Origin of the sequence: Psychrobacter sp. NC44 (assembly GCF_904846655.1) — a bacterium.
Taxonomy (GTDB): Bacteria; Pseudomonadota; Gammaproteobacteria; order Pseudomonadales; family Moraxellaceae; genus Psychrobacter.
Genome location: NZ_CAJHBN010000012.1, coordinates 1 through 14,986 on the forward strand (window position 1 = coordinate 1; position 14,986 = coordinate 14,986).

Annotated in this window: 11 protein-coding genes; 7 read left to right on the top strand and 4 right to left on the bottom strand. The window is 45.5% G+C overall.

What is annotated here, in order from left to right:
* Window positions 1-88: 88 nt before the first annotated feature.
* Window positions 89-1,798 (top strand): RNA repair transcriptional activator RtcR, encoded by a 1,710-nt coding sequence (gene rtcR / locus JMX95_RS09595; RefSeq protein ID WP_201560686.1) that lies wholly within the window; start codon window positions 89-91, stop codon window positions 1,796-1,798.
* A gap of 73 nt (window positions 1,799-1,871) precedes the next feature.
* Here the strand turns inward: rtcR and JMX95_RS09600 are convergent, their stop codons facing one another.
* A complete protein-coding gene (locus tag JMX95_RS09600; RefSeq protein ID WP_201560687.1) occupies window positions 1,872-2,699 on the bottom strand; it encodes an IclR family transcriptional regulator in 828 nt (275 codons plus the stop codon).
* A gap of 175 nt (window positions 2,700-2,874) precedes the next feature.
* Between JMX95_RS09600 and JMX95_RS09605 the strand changes: the two genes are divergently transcribed.
* From JMX95_RS09605 to JMX95_RS09615, 3 genes are all read left to right on the top strand, one after another.
* Window positions 2,875-4,059, top strand: a complete 1,185-nt coding sequence (locus tag JMX95_RS09605; protein WP_201560688.1) for an acyl-CoA dehydrogenase — start codon at window positions 2,875-2,877, stop codon at window positions 4,057-4,059.
* A gap of 178 nt (window positions 4,060-4,237) precedes the next feature.
* Entirely contained in the window at window positions 4,238-5,446 is a 1,209-nt protein-coding gene (locus tag JMX95_RS09610) for a CaiB/BaiF CoA transferase family protein (protein WP_201560689.1), read from the top strand.
* 55 nt (window positions 5,447-5,501) lie between these two features.
* Window positions 5,502-6,551, top strand: coding sequence for a histone deacetylase family protein (locus JMX95_RS09615; RefSeq protein ID WP_201560690.1), 1,050 nt, complete (start codon window positions 5,502-5,504; stop codon window positions 6,549-6,551).
* A 56-nt stretch (window positions 6,552-6,607) separates the two neighbouring features.
* Here the strand turns inward: JMX95_RS09615 and JMX95_RS09620 are convergent, their stop codons facing one another.
* Window positions 6,608-7,378 carry an IclR family transcriptional regulator gene (locus tag JMX95_RS09620; protein WP_201560691.1) on the bottom strand — a complete coding sequence of 257 codons (771 nt, stop codon included), beginning with the start codon at window positions 7,376-7,378 and terminating at the stop codon, window positions 6,608-6,610.
* Window positions 7,379-7,640: 262 nt separating this feature from the next.
* Between JMX95_RS09620 and JMX95_RS09625 the strand changes: the two genes are divergently transcribed.
* From JMX95_RS09625 to JMX95_RS09635, 3 genes are all read left to right on the top strand, one after another.
* On the top strand, window positions 7,641-9,116 hold the full coding sequence (locus JMX95_RS09625) for an NAD-dependent succinate-semialdehyde dehydrogenase (protein WP_201560692.1): 1,476 nt from the start codon (window positions 7,641-7,643) through the stop codon (window positions 9,114-9,116).
* Window positions 9,117-9,299: 183 nt separating this feature from the next.
* Window positions 9,300-10,562: a 4-aminobutyrate--2-oxoglutarate transaminase gene (gene gabT / locus JMX95_RS09630; protein ID WP_201560693.1), complete on the top strand. Its 1,263-nt coding sequence runs from the start codon at window positions 9,300-9,302 to the stop codon at window positions 10,560-10,562.
* A 310-nt stretch (window positions 10,563-10,872) separates the two neighbouring features.
* Window positions 10,873-12,315 (top strand): APC family permease, encoded by a 1,443-nt coding sequence (locus JMX95_RS09635; RefSeq protein ID WP_045445480.1) that lies wholly within the window; start codon window positions 10,873-10,875, stop codon window positions 12,313-12,315.
* 97 nt (window positions 12,316-12,412) lie between these two features.
* Here the strand turns inward: JMX95_RS09635 and JMX95_RS09640 are convergent, their stop codons facing one another.
* Together JMX95_RS09640 and aguA are read right to left on the bottom strand one after the other, a co-directional pair.
* Entirely contained in the window at window positions 12,413-13,786 is a 1,374-nt protein-coding gene (locus JMX95_RS09640) for an NAD-dependent succinate-semialdehyde dehydrogenase (RefSeq protein ID WP_201560694.1), read from the bottom strand.
* 48 nt (window positions 13,787-13,834) lie between these two features.
* Window positions 13,835-14,971 (bottom strand): agmatine deiminase, encoded by a 1,137-nt coding sequence (gene aguA, locus JMX95_RS09645; RefSeq protein WP_201560695.1) that lies wholly within the window; start codon window positions 14,969-14,971, stop codon window positions 13,835-13,837.
* Window positions 14,972-14,986 lie beyond the last annotated feature (15 nt).

Sequence of the window (14,986 nt, forward strand, 5' to 3'; positions counted from 1 at the left end):
GTATTTATTCTATATATTAATATTTTTATCCTATAACGCTCATACTAAATTTTCGTACATGCACCAATATTTTGGATGATTGAACCTTATGTCTAACAAAACCGCCGTCATCGGCTTCCTCGGCACTACCTTAGACAATGGCTTTAATGATAAGCGTTGGCAACGTTGGCGACCAACCGTCAGTTTGGGGCTGCATGACGAGCTACTGGTCGATGAGCTGCATATCTTATATAGCAAGCGCGATAAGCGCCTGTTTAAAATAATTGTCGATGACGTGGCACAAATTAGTCCGAACACTACCGTTATTGGTCATCATGTGGCGCTGACTAGTCCGTGGGATTTTGCAGACGTTTATGCTGAGTTGTATGATTTTGCCGCAGGGTTCGATTTTCAGGATAGTACCGACTACTTACTGCATCTGACCACAGGTACGCATGTGGCGCAGATTTGCTGGTTCTTGTTGGTAGAGGCGGGCTTTATTCCCGCTGATTTGATTCAGACTTCCCCTTGCTCAAGACCTGACCAAGCTGATCCGCAAGGTCGCTATCAAGTGATTGATTTGGACGTCTCGCGCTATGATGGTTTGCGTGAACGTTTTGAGGCAGAAAAACAGCAACATTGGCAAACCTTGCAAGCCAACTTAGTCACCCAAAATGCCGCTTATCAAAAGCTCATCTCCGATATCGAAAAGGTCGCCACCCGCTCAACTGCACCCATATTATTGATGGGCGCAACAGGGGCGGGCAAGTCGCAACTGGCAGGCCAAATTTACGCGCTCAAAAAAGCCAAAGCCAGCAGTACGCAAGGCAAAAATACGCTTGATATATTCGTGGAAGTAAACTGCGCCACCCTGCGTGGTGACACCGCCATGAGTGTGTTATTTGGTCATGTCAAAGGTGCCTTTACGGGCGCTGCGACGAGTCGAGATGGGCTGCTAAAATCAGCTGATGGTGGATTGTTGTTCTTAGATGAAATCGGTGAGTTGGGGCTTGATGAGCAAGCGATGCTACTAACCGCACTGGAGGAACAGTGTTTTTATCCGCTTGGCAGTGATACGCCGATTAGTGTGTCGTTTCAGCTAATGGCAGGCACTAATAAAGATTTGCGACAAGCAGTCGCTAATGGTGAGTTTCGGGCAGATTTATTTGCGCGTCTCAATACATGGACGTTTTTTTTGCCATCACTCAAAGATAGGTTGGAGGATTTACCTGCCAATATCGATTATGAATTGGCGCGCTTGGGCAGCGAGCAGCAGCAGCACTATCGATTTACCCCAGAAGCAAGACAGCGTTATGAAGCTTTTGCAATGAGTGCGGATGCGACATGGCAAGGGAACTTTCGTGATTTGACCGCCAGTATGATTCGTTTGACTACACTTGCTGAGAGTAAAGTCATTCGCAATGATGACGTACAAGCGGAGATTGAACGCTTAACGCATCTTTGGGAATTGCCCGACATTTTAAATGGCTCTAATAGCTTAAATAACGGTAATGTTAGGACTAAAAATAGCCTAAGCAATAACAGCCCCGATACTAGTTTAAATAGTGACACCATTGAGCAGGGTAGCCATCATATTTTACTCCAATATCTCGATGAAGAGATTCTGACAACTATCGATCCGTTTGATGCGGTGCAATTGGCATATGTGATTGAAGTGTGTATCAGCCATAAAAACCAAGCGGCGGCTGGCCGCTATCTGTACGCCAACTCACGCGATAAGCTAAAAAGCCCAAACGATAGCGATAGATTGCGGAAGTATCTGCTGAAGTTTGGTTTGAAGTTTGATGAGCTAAAATAAAGCATCTTTCATAAGACAAAACCCATCACCTAAGCCATGATGCTTGTACTATAGATTTATCATTTGTTCTCTTTTAAACACCACTGCCAATCCGCTCCGCCAACGCCTGCAATTTTGGCACAATCATCGCTGCATATTCTTCTGATTCCCAGTTGGCACTTGGTACACTGGCATTGAGCGAATATGCATATTGTCCAGTCGCAACATCAAAAACTCCAACCGCTACTGCCAATATATCAGTAGAAAACTCCCCATCTGATATCGTATAGCCATGCACTGCATAATGCCCTGCAGCGCTGGCTAGGGCGGTTTGCGCATGGGTGTAATCTTCTGTAGATAAATGCTCTTGTAAATTATTATGAATCACCGCCTGTCTCGCTGGCGAGCTAGCCGCATAAAAAGCGCGTCCAATAGCAGTGCGAGCGACGGGCACAGCTGAGCCAACTTGCAAATTGACTGATAAGCGAGCAGGGCTACGACAACAAGCGTGATAGCGCATTTCTCCTTCAACCTCGGTTGCCAAGTTTACTGATACTTCATTCTTACTAGCGAACTGCCGTAGCAACGGCTCAGCTACCGCTACCATGTCGTGGCGACTCCATGCGGTAGCACTTAGACGTACAGCACTACTGCCTAGTTGATACTGTCCGTGCTCGGTCATGCGTAAAAATCCAAGCGTTATTAATGTGTGAATCAGGCGAGTGATGGTCGCTTTTGGTAGGGTAGTCATCTGACATAACTGTTGATGACTAAGCTGCTCATGATGCTCAAAGGCTGATAACAAAGTCAGTCCACGCCCCAATGCAGTCACGAATTGTCGGTCATTATCTTCTTTACTCTGCTCAAGGATGCTATTCATTCGAGTCAGTAATGGTAGAGCTGCTGATATATTTTTTGTCATTTTATGCTCATTTTTTTGGATAAAGGTTTACAGCAACCCGAAACTTTGTTTTAATGAATTTAAATTATGAAACTAAGTTTCGCACAGCGGAATTAGTAAGTCAATAAACTATTAAGTTAATTTATTCATTAATTACTAATCGTCGGTCAGGATGACTGATATCAAGGAGATCCACATGGCAACATCTAAGCGTCCAAGTTTCGATTGGGAAGATCCGTTTTTATTACGCGACCAGCTGACTGATGAAGAGCGCATGGTCACGGACAGCGCTCGTCAGTTTTTTCAAAAAGAGCTGATGCCTGGCATTATTGAGGCCAATCGTAACGAGAATTTTGACCGTAATCTCATGCGTCAAATGGGTGAAATGGGTCTGCTTGGTGTGACGATTGAAGGTTATGGTTGTGCCGGTTTATCTAGTGTTGCTTATGGTTTGATTGCTAAGGAAGTAGAAGCAGTCGATTCAGGTTATCGTTCGGCGATGAGTGTGCAATCAAGCTTGGTGATGCATCCTATCCATGCATACGGTACTGAAGAACAAAGAGAGAGATATCTGCCTAAGCTTGCGACTGGCGAATATGTCGGCTGTTTTGGTCTAACTGAGCCAGATTCGGGGTCAGATCCAGCCTCAATGTCGACTCGCGCACGAGCGGTTGACGGCGGTTATGAGCTGACGGGTAATAAGATGTGGATTACCAACAGTCCTATCGCTGATGTGTTTGTCGTTTGGGCAAAAGACGATGCTGGTGAAATTCGTGGTTTTATCTTAGATAAAGGTATGAAAGGCTTATCAGCGCCGAAGATTGAGGGTAAGTTTTCACTACGTGCTTCAGTTACCGGTGAGATTGTGATGGACAAGGTATTTGTCCCTGAAGCCAATGCTTTCCCAGATATCCGTGGTCTAAAAGGACCGTTTGGCTGCTTAAATAAAGCGCGTTACGGTATCGCTTGGGGTGCAATGGGCGCAGCTGAATTCTGCTGGAAAGCAGCACGCCAGTACACGCTAGATCGTAAGCAATTTGGTCGCCCACTTGCCGCAACGCAGCTGGTACAATTGAAGCTTGCCAATATGCAGACTGAGATTACCTTAGGTCTACAAGCGGCGCTACGTGTTGGTCGTCTGATGGATGAAGACAATGCTGCGCCTGAGATGATTTCACTCATTAAGCGTAATAATTGTGGTAAGGCGCTCGATATCGCGCGTATTGCTCGTGATATGCATGGCGGTAACGGTATTTCGGATGAGTTCCACATTATTCGTCATGTGATGAACTTAGAAGCGGTTAATACCTATGAAGGTACGCACGATATTCATGCGCTCATCTTAGGTCGTGCGCAGACAGGCATTCAAGCGTTTTATTAATTAATGCTGGTGAATAAGTGCTAGTCAGTTTTTAGGCTATCAACGTACGTTACTGTTTAGTTTTGTGATAAGCAATAGCGTACGTTCTTCAGTTGTTCTTCATGATTTAACTACTGAAAAATTACATCCTGAAGAACAATTTTATTGTCAAAAATACGCGATACAATAAGGGATTATTATGATGGATATGGCTAATACACCAGAGGGCGCATTGCATGGTATCAAGGTGCTTGATTTGTCGAGAGTGCTGGCTGGCCCTTCTTGTACTCAAGTACTTGCTGATCTTGGTGCCGAAGTCATCAAGGTTGAGCGTCCTCATATCGGTGATGAAACGCGTCATTGGGCACCGCCAGTATTCAGTGATGATACCTCCGCTTATTACGCCACCATCAACCGCAATAAAAAATCCCTCACTGTTGATATCACCACGCCAGCAGGGCAGACCATCATCAAGCAACTCATTGCTGATAGCGATATTGTCGTTGAAAACTTTAAAGTAGGCGGTTTAAAAAAATACGGCTTAGATTATGACAGTCTAAAACAAGACAATCCCCGCCTGATTTATGCGTCATTGACAGGGTTTGGTCAGACGGGGCCAGATGCCGCGCGCCCTGGTTACGACTATATTATTCAAGGGTTGTCAGGACTGATGAGTATCACTGGGCCAAGTGATGGCGAACCGCATAAGGTTGGCGTGGCAGTGGTTGATTTGTTTGCAGGCTTACAGCTGACCATTGGTATCCAAGCCGCTCTATTGGCGCGTCAACATACTGGACTTGGACAGCATGTCGATGTGGCATTACTTGATAGTGCGCTTGCCATGCTGGCTAATGTTGGTATGAATCATTTGGCATCAGGTGAAATCCCACCAAGACTGGGCAATCAGCATCCTAATATTGTGCCTTATCAAGTGTTTGCAGGTCAGGGGGAGGCGCACTTTATCTTAGCTTGCGGCAATGACAGTCAGTTTGCCAAACTTTGTGATGTGCTTGCAGTTGATTGGCATACCGATGAGCGCTTTAGGACCAATCCACAACGCGTTGCCAACCGCGAGCTGCTGTGTGATGAGCTGAGTAATAAATTTGCCGAGCAACCACGCACTTATTGGTTAGAGGTGTTGGATCAAGCAGGTATTCCATGCGGAGCGATTCATAATGTCGCTGAAGCATTGGCCATGCCGCAAGCACTGGCACGCGAGATGGTAATTGATTTTGCCAAACAAGGCAGCCCTGTTCGAGCACTTGGTAGTCCAATCAAACTATCTGCATCACCCGTCACTTATCGGTCACCGCCACCGAAGTTGAGCGAGCATACTAATAGTACGCTTGCTGATTTGGGCTATGACAGCGAGATGATAGCCAAGCTTAAAGCCGATGGGATTGTTTAGTTAGGCATCAAGAAAAGCGCCATTGGAAAAAATGTTGAACAAAGGAATGTTAAGCATGAAGATATATAGCCATGAAAATCTAAGTCTACATAGACCATTACCTTATTTCTCTTATGGAAAGATGCATGAGCCGTTAGAGATACCAGAGCGTATGGTTGAGTTCTTAAAAGCACCAGCAGCGTTAGGGTTAGAGGTGACGACAGCTACTGATGTCGGCATTGGGCCTATATTAGCGGTTCACGATTTTGGTTATGTGGCTTTTCTCAAGCATGGCTATGATGACTGGATGGCAATTGAAGAAGATCTAGGCGCGCAGGTACAGACGGGGATTTTTGTGCCGTATGACAATCCCGGTATCGGTATCATGGCAAAAGCAGCAAAGTATCAAGCGGATGATAGCGCGCCTATCAGCGAGCATTCTTGGACATCTATTTATTGGTCTGCGCAGACTGCACTCAATGCGGCTGAAGCATTGCTGAACGATGATTTGTCAGATACCGAGCGTGCCGAAAGTCATATACAGCTTTGCTTCTCACGGCCGCCTGGTCATCATGCTCGCAAAAGCGCCGCTGGCGGATTTTGCTATCTAAATAATGCAGCCATCATCGCTGAACATCTGCGGCAAAAATATGCAAAAATCGCCATCATAGACACCGACATGCACCACGGACAAGGTATTCAAGAGATATTTTATGATCGCAGCGATGTTCTTTATACCTCGGTTCACGGTGATCCGGTTAACTTCTATCCCGCAGTGACAGGGCATGCGTTTGAAAGGGGCACAGGCGTGGGTGAAGGCTATAACATTAACTTCCCGATGCCGCACGGCACCGATGAAGCTGGGTTTTTTGAGTATGTTGATAAATCTATCGAAGCGATGACGCTATTTGACCCTGATGTCATTGTGCATGTCTTAGGTTTTGATGTTTATGAGAACGACCCAGAAGCGAGATGTGCGGTGAGTACGAAAGGATTTAAAATATTGGCACAAAAGATGAAAGCGCTAAACAAACCACTGATTGTTTTAGTCGAGGGCGGTTATTACTTGCAAAAGCTCAATGACAATTTGCAAGCATTTTTATCAGGGCTTATTTCAGAAGATTAACAGTTATCACCAAAATAACTGAAAGAGTTTGAAGTAAGCAAGAAACTAGCAGCGTTTTAACTTGATTTATTATCGATAAAACCCAAACGCTGCTCAATTTGCTGCGCCAATTCAATCAATACTGCGCTGACCTCAGCACGCTTGGACTCATATTCGCCTTGCAAAAAGCTAACCGCCATACCCGCAACGGCATTGCCTGACGCATTGCGAATATAAGTACCCAAACAATACATCCCTTCGCGAAGTTGTCCATCATCGAGTGAGATGCGACTGTTTTGAATGGCGGTCAACTCGGTGGACAAATCGCTAAAGTTATCGACACCGTGTTGGGTAATAGGTGCGGGGAAACCAGTAGCGTAGATAGATTTTATACTGTCCATAGAGAATGTTGAGAGCATGGCCTTGCCCGTGGCAGAGAATACCGCTGGTACGCGAACACCAGCGCGAAAGGTAAAGCCAAGCGGGGCAGGCGCTTCATGACAGGCCAAAAATACCACTTCACCTAAATCAAGCTTAGATAAAGTAACTGTATGTTGAAGAAGAATTGGATACTGGACAATGAGGTCTTTAAATAACTGGATGACGCCTTGCTGCTGTTCATACTTACCTGCCCAATACATCAAATAAGAGCCTAAATGAAAGCGGCTATCGCTGTCTTTATAGATGACATGCTTAGCCAAAAGACTTTGCAAAATATTGTGGGTTGAGCTACGTGGTAGATTGAGCTCTTTAGCAATATGAGCTGCGGTTAAAGGCTGCGCACTATCAGTAATTAAATCTAAAATCTGAAAGGTTTTGTCCAAGGCAGGAACGGCAGTTGAGCTCATAAGGAACCTATAAAAGTCAGTAAAATTGGGAAAATATAAAAATAACGCGATAAATCATCATTAAAATGAGAATAGGGGTTGCAAATGGCTGGCTATCATTCTTATAATGATGTCTCATATATAGAATAGATGTTCAGTATATTGAACGCTTAACAAGTTATCAATAATTATTTAAATCATAACCTTCTATTGATTGTTATTCACTTATCGCTATAAATCTGCGAATCCTATTTGCAAACCTCAATTGACAAGGAGCGTCACAATGTCACAACTGTCACAGTCTACGCTACAGCTATCGAACCCAGATCTACTTAAACAGCAGTGTTTCATCAAAGATGGCTGGTATGCCGCTAGTGATGACTCGACTATTGATGTGAGCAATCCTTTCAACGGCGATATCATCGGTACGGTACCAAGCCTAACGACCGACGATGTGAACGACACGGTTACCGCCTCTCATGAAGCCCAGATCCTTTGGGCAGCCAAAACCCCGAAAGAGCGTGCTGAGCTACTACAAAAGTGGGCAGACCTCATCGATGCCAATAAAGAAGACTTGGCTATCATTATGACCGCTGAGCAAGGCAAACCTCTAAACGAGTCGCGCGGTGAAGTGGGCTATGCCAATAGCTTTATCCGCTGGTTTGCTGAAGAAGGCAAGCGTGTTTATGGCGATGTTATCCCTGCCAATCAGTCACAACTGCGCCATGTGGTACTCAAACAGCCCGTTGGCGTTTGCTCGGCGATCACGCCTTGGAATTTCCCAGCAGCGATGATTACCCGTAAAGCCGCGCCAGCATTGGCAGCAGGCTGCACGATGATTATTAAGCCTGCGACTGAAACGCCATTTTCTGCATTAGCACTGGCTGCCTTGGCTGAACAAGCAGGTATTCCAGCAGGCGTTATCCAAGTAGTGACGGGCAAATCATCAACCATCGGCGATATCCTAACGGGCGATGTACGCATTCATAAGCTTTCATTCACAGGCTCTACCGAAGTCGGTCGTACCTTGATGGCTCAATGTGCGACAACCATCAAAAAACTATCGTTAGAGCTGGGCGGTAATGCGCCATTTATCGTCTTTGATGACGCTGATCTGGAAAAAGCAGCTGAAGGCTTAATCGCCTCTAAATATCGTAACGCTGGTCAAACTTGTGTTTGTGCCAACCGTGTCTATGTGCAAGACAGCATTAAAGATGAATTCCTAGATGTGTTTGTGAAAAAAGTCGCTGAATTAAATGTCGGTAACGGCATGGATGAAGGCGTGGATATTGGTCCTTTGATTAATCAAAAGGCGCTAGAAAAAGTGCAAGCGCTACTTAAAGATGCTTTAGACAAAGGCGCGACGCTTATCGCTGGCGGCAGCACCAATGACGCCTCAGAGCTTACTTACAATCCAACGGTCATTACCGATATCAGTGCTGAGATGGATATCGCGCACGAAGAAATCTTTGGCCCTATTGCGACTATCTTTACCTTTAAAGATGAAGCAGACGTCATTCGTCAAGCCAACGACACGATTTATGGCTTAGCTGCCTATTTCTACAGTGGCAATTATGCACGTTCATGGCGCGTCACTGAAGGTCTTGAATACGGCATTATTGGTCATAATACTGGTCTGATTTCTACCGAGGTCGCCCCATTTGGCGGTGTCAAGCAGTCTGGCTTTGGCCGCGAAGGCTCAAAATACGGCATCGAAGAATATGTCGTGACTAAATACTGGTGCTCTGACGTCAGCTAATCGTTTAGCGACATGCGCTCTCTTTTAAGGTTTTAATTGTCACACCGTATCGAACGGGATTCAGCACCATGAATCCCCTCTATAGCTAGCAACTAGCAACTGTTAACTATTAGATAAACCATTCCTCAAAACCGCCATTCAATCACTGGCACTTATGTTAAAAATAAAGAAAAGGACATTCCCATGACGACTACCAATAAATCACTACTTGAGCGCCGTAAAGCTGTGTTACCAACAGGACTTGGCGTTGCCTATCCCATCTTTGCAGAAAAAGCCAAAAACTCAGAAGTTTGGGATGTTGAAGGCAATCGTTATATTGACTTCGTTGGTGGTATCTCAGTACTGAATACTGGTCACAGCCATCCAAAAATTACCCAGCGCGTGCATGAGCAACTCGACAAGTTTACCCATACTGCGGCGCAAATGATCAACTACGAATGCTATGTGGATCTTGCCGAAAAACTTTGTGAAAAAGCGCCTATCAGCGGTGAGAAAAAAGCCTTCTTTTTAACGACTGGTGCAGAAGCCGTCGAAAACTGTATCAAGATTGCTCGTGCGAAAACTGGTCGTCCAGGTATCATCTCTTTCGTTGGTGGTTGGCATGGTCGTACTTTAATGTGCATGAGTTTGACAGGTAAAGTGCTGCCGTACAAAAAGAACTTTGGTCCAATGCCAGGCCCTGTATTCCATGCGCTATTCCCAGCTGAAGAGTTGAATGTCACAGAAGCACAAGCGCTGCATAGCCTTGACATGATTTTCCAAGCGGATATCGATCCTAGCGAAGTGGCGGCGATGATTATCGAGCCAGTACAAGGCGAGGGTGGTTTCCATCAAGTAACCCCATCATTTGCCAAATCTCTACGCGATATCTGTGACGAGCATGGCATTGTCTTGATTTTTGATGAAGTGCAATGTGGTTTTGCCCGTACGGGTACGTTGTTTGCCACCGAGCAGTTGGGCGTTGAGCCAGATCTAATGACCAGTGCTAAGAGCTTGGCAGGTGGTTATCCTATCTCTGCCGTTATCGGTCGCGCTGATATCATGGATGCGCCGCAAGTCGGCGGTTTGGGCGGTACATACTCTGGTAATCCACTGGCTTGTGTGGCTGCACTCGCTGTCATGGAAGTCATCGAAGAAGAGAACCTACTTGAGCGCAGTATTGAGATTGGCGACAAAATCGAAGCCTTCTTAAAGGGTTTAAACTTAAGCAGTATCGGTCATATTCGCCATAAAGGCGCGATGCTAGCGTTTGAACTAATCGATAGTGATGGCAAGCCTGATGTGGAAGCGACTACTAATTTGAAAGCCAAAGCGTTTGAGCAAGGTTTATTATTAGCGTCTTGCGGTATGTATGGCAATGCCATTCGCGTGATGGTGCCATTGACGGTGGAAGATGAAGTGCTCCAAGAAGGTCTAGATATTATCAAAGGTATCCTAACCGCTTAATAAGTATTCAGTATTTATTTATAGTGAAATACATCACTTTTAATCAAGCCTCGATCTTGGTTAGAAGGTTATCTTTAATAGCACAGCAAGATTGCCCATATGGCACTCGCTTTGAGTACATTTTTTACAACGGCGCCTTGCAAGTCAAGACGCCGTTGCTGTTTGTACTATTTGAATAGTAAACAAGTAGTGCCGAACAGCTTGGATCAAAAGGTATATATGATAATTATGATGGGTACTATCCCACTAAACAAAAAATAGTGTGACCGTCAAGGGTTAACACGGATGACACACAGACAAGGAGCAGGTTATGTCTGAATTAAAGAAATCGTTAGGGACGCTAGATATTATCGCCTTAGCATTCGGTGCTATGGTTGGTTGGGGCTGGGTAGTCTTGGCTGGTGGTTGGATTTTATCTGCCGGGACGTGGGGCGCAATGCTAGCGTTCTTGATAGGCGGTTTGGCAGTGATACTGATTGGTGTGACTTATGCCGAGCTTGCCGCATCGATGCCGATTACGGGCGGCGAGCATACCTATACGCATAGAGCACTGGGGGTAAATGTCTCCTTTATCTGCTCATGGAGTATTCTATTTGGGTATTTTTCGGTGGTCGCGTTTGAGGCGGTTGCCTTGCCAACAGTCGTAGAGTATTTCATCCCCAATTACAATCAGGGATATCTCTGGACCATCGCTGGTTGGGATGTTTATGCCACTTGGGTTGGTGTCGGGATGCTGGGTTCAGTTATCGTCACTTGGCTAAATATTCGCGGTATGGAAGTCAGTGCGTGGTTCCAAAAGACGGCCGTATTGGGCATCTTATTTGTGGGTACGTTGCTGTTCATTGGCGCAGTCATGTTTAATCCTGAAGGCTCAAACTCAGTACAAGCGCCTGCATTCATCGGTGGTATTGGCGGTATGATGGCCGTTATTGTCATGGTGCCGTTTATGTTTGTCGGCTTTGACGTTATTCCGCAAGCGGCAGAAGAAATTGATTTGACTCGTCCTAATATTGGTAAATTTTTGATTTTATCGATTGTCGTTGCGGTAATGTGGTATGTGGGTATCGCTTGGAGTGTTGGCACGACCTTGCCACTCTTACAAGCCGAAAACTCAACGCTCGCCACTGCGGATGCGATGACCAATGCTTGGCATGGCAAGTGGGCAGGTATTTTATTAGTCATTGGCGGTGTGCTGGGTATTTTATCAAGCTGGAACGCCTTTTTGATTGGTGGTAGCCGCCTACTTTATGCCATGTCAAAAGCACGTATGTTGCCCGCATTTTTGAGCAAGCTGCATCCAAAGTATAAGACACCGTCGAATGCCATTTTATTGATCGGTGGTTTGGCGACTCTAGCACCCTTGTTTGGTCGTAAAATGCTGGTGTGGATCGTAGATGCTGGTGGCTTTGGTATCGTTATTGCTTATACCTGTGTCGCTATCTCATTCTTAGTACTTCGCTACCGCGAGCCTGATATGGTACGCCCATTTAGAATACCAGCAGGTAAGCTCGTTGGCATGGTCACGATTGCGCTAAGTTTTGGAATACTCATGCTGTATATGCCAGGTATGCCATCCGCACTAACCCCTATCGAGTGGTGGATTTTCTTTGGCTGGACAGTCTTAGGTATTGCGTTATATGGCTATGCAAGGGTGAAATATCCAGGTATTAGCGAGTCAATTATGGCAGAAGAGTTACGTGAATTAAAAATCGTCAATCAATTATGGTTAAAAGACAATCCACCTAAGCAATAGTTTTTTCGATGGGTTATTTTTTAATAACATCAACTTTCAAAAAAAAGCCTAACAGTCACTGTTAGGCTTTTTATTGTTCTAAAAATGACTCTATCGATTACGACTTATCACGAATCAGTTTATAATTTAAAAACTCAGTGATACCAAGAGTGCCAAGTTCGCGACCAAATCCTGAGCGTTTAACGCCGCCAAACGGGGTATTGGCTTCGCTACCAGAAGGCGCATTGATAGTGACCATACCGACTTCTAATTTGTCAGCAATCTCAGCGGCTAGCGCAGCATCTTGCGTTTGGATAGAAGCGCCAAGTCCGAAAGGCACATCATTAGCTATCTTGATGGCATGATCGATATCACAAGCTTTGTAGACGACCGCCACAGGACCAAATAGCTCCTCACGATAAACATCCATAGACTCAGTTACATCTGTCAATACCGCAGGCTTAAACCACGCACCCGGCTTGTCTTTGACCATGCCGCCTTCGACCAATACGGTCGCGCCTGCTTGAATGGCGCTATCGAGCTGTTCTTGCAAGTTAACTGCGGCTGCCTTTGAAGACATTGGACCAATGAAAGTATCTTCATTAAGTGGATCAGCGAGTGTCATGTTACTGACGGCATTAGTAAACCCTTCAACGAATTTATCATACACAGATTCGACAACGATAAGGCGTTTGGCAGCATTACAGGCTTGTCCTGTATTGCCAAAACGACCAGAAATAGCCCCTTTTATAGCTTGTCTGATATCCGCATCAGCTGCAACGATAAAGGCGTCTGAACCGCCAAGCTCTAGCACGACTTTTTTCAGCGCGCCGCCTGCTATTTTAGCAACTGCTTGCCCAGCTCGCTCAGAGCCTGTTAGCGAAACGCCTTGTACGCGGCTGTCTTCGATGATAGTCGCTGCTTGCTCATTGGTAGCAAACACATTGTTATAGACACCCTCTGGTAAGCCAGCATCTTTTAGGATATCAGCGATGGCTTCTGCAGTCTTAGGACATTGCGGTGCATGCTTTAGAATAACGGTATTGCCCGCCATAAAGTTTGGCGCGACAAAACGTGCCACTTGATAGTGCGGGTAGTTCCACGGCATGATACCTAACAGAGCGCCCACAGGACGTTTTTCTACTGAAGCTGACCCTGAGTCAACATCAATGGTACTAGGTGCTAGTAGCTGCTCAGCGTTGTCTGCATAATAGCGATAGATATCGGTAACTAGACCGATTTCACCTTTTGCTTGTGCAACGGGCTTGCCCATCTCATTGGCAACGATGCGAGCCAGCTCATCTTGACGTTCAAGATAGATATCGGCAATTTTATGAAGTATGGCACTGCGCTCATCCAATGAAACCTGACGCCAATCTTGATAAGCGGTATCGGCTTGTGCAATAGCGTTCTGGATGTCCTGCTCAGTTGCCGTAGGGTAGGTGGCTTCTACTTCGCCAGTGGCTGGGTTATTAACTTGATAATCGCTCATAGCTATGTCCTTTTTTAAAATATTATTGGGTTCAAAATCCATTTGGGTCTATATTTTTATGCGCGTGCTTTTAATTGATGATTTTGGCTGCTGCTGAGTAATACAGTGAATATTACCACCGCCAAAGACAATCTCCTTTGTGCGTACTCCCACTACCTGATGCTGAGGAAATACTTTTTCAAGCTGCTCGATGGCTAATGAATCATTTTCATCATCATATTGCGGTACGATGATAGCCTCATTACAAATTAAAAAATTGGCATACGAGGCGATACAAACATCACCTGTCTGACGCGCCTTGGCATCATCAGACTGCTCAATATCATAGTTCTCAGGTAAAGTAACAGTTTGCTTGGTACAGCAAAGCTTATGGACTTTTAAACGTCTGCCTTTTGCATCAGTCATATTTGAGAGCTGCTCATAGGCCTTTTGCGTTGCCTCATAAAACGGATGCTTAGGGTCGTCAGTAAACAAGCAAACCACTTCACCAGGGCGCGCAAAGCAGGCGATATCATCAATATGACCAGTGGTTTCGTCAGGATCGATACCGTCATCAATCCACAGCACTTTTTGTACATTGAGATAGGCTTTTAACTTGTCTTCAATTTGATCTTCGGTTAAGTGCGGGTTACGCCCTGGGCTTAGTAGACACATGCGCGTGGTCAGAACGGTGCCTTCACCATCGACATGAAACGCGCCGCCTTCCATGACAAAGTCATCCGTTCGATAACGTTTGATATCTAGATGGTCACATAAGCGTTCAGCCAGCTTATCATCGTCATCCCACGGCGAGTAGAGACCATCATAGTCGCCGCCCCATGCATTGAATGTCCAATCACAAGCGCGTAGCTCGCCTTTATCATTGATTAAAAATGTCGGGACAGTATCACGTGCCCAAGCATCATTGCTGGGCATGGATATGACGTCGATATCAGCAGGTAGACTATTACGGCATGATTGATAATCATCAGGATTGACCAGTATGCCAACTTCACAAAATCTGTTAATTGCCAGTGCAACATCAGCATAAGATTTCTGAGCAGGAGCGGCTTGCTGTCGCCAGTTATCAGCACGGTAAGGCCACACCATCCATATTTTTTGTATCGGCTCAAATTCTGCTGGCATGTAAAAGCCGTCTTGTTGTGGTGTTGAGCCCGTGATTAATCGGTTCGGTAATAATGACATATAGAGCACCTTATT

Coding starts and splice junctions, on each gene's coding strand:
- JMX95_RS09610 (WP_201560689.1), top strand. CDS start 4,238: ATGATGGATATGGCTAATACACCAGAGGGCGCATTGCATGGTATCAAG.
- JMX95_RS09635 (WP_045445480.1), top strand. CDS start 10,873: ATGTCTGAATTAAAGAAATCGTTAGGGACGCTAGATATTATCGCCTTA.
- aguA (WP_201560695.1), bottom strand. CDS start 14,971: ATGTCATTATTACCGAACCGATTAATCACGGGCTCAACACCACAACAA.
- JMX95_RS09605 (WP_201560688.1), top strand. CDS start 2,875: ATGGCAACATCTAAGCGTCCAAGTTTCGATTGGGAAGATCCGTTTTTA.
- rtcR (WP_201560686.1), top strand. CDS start 89: ATGTCTAACAAAACCGCCGTCATCGGCTTCCTCGGCACTACCTTAGAC.
- JMX95_RS09615 (WP_201560690.1), top strand. CDS start 5,502: ATGAAGATATATAGCCATGAAAATCTAAGTCTACATAGACCATTACCT.
- JMX95_RS09600 (WP_201560687.1), bottom strand. CDS start 2,699: ATGACAAAAAATATATCAGCAGCTCTACCATTACTGACTCGAATGAAT.
- JMX95_RS09625 (WP_201560692.1), top strand. CDS start 7,641: ATGTCACAACTGTCACAGTCTACGCTACAGCTATCGAACCCAGATCTA.
- gabT (WP_201560693.1), top strand. CDS start 9,300: ATGACGACTACCAATAAATCACTACTTGAGCGCCGTAAAGCTGTGTTA.
- JMX95_RS09620 (WP_201560691.1), bottom strand. CDS start 7,378: ATGAGCTCAACTGCCGTTCCTGCCTTGGACAAAACCTTTCAGATTTTA.
- JMX95_RS09640 (WP_201560694.1), bottom strand. CDS start 13,786: ATGAGCGATTATCAAGTTAATAACCCAGCCACTGGCGAAGTAGAAGCC.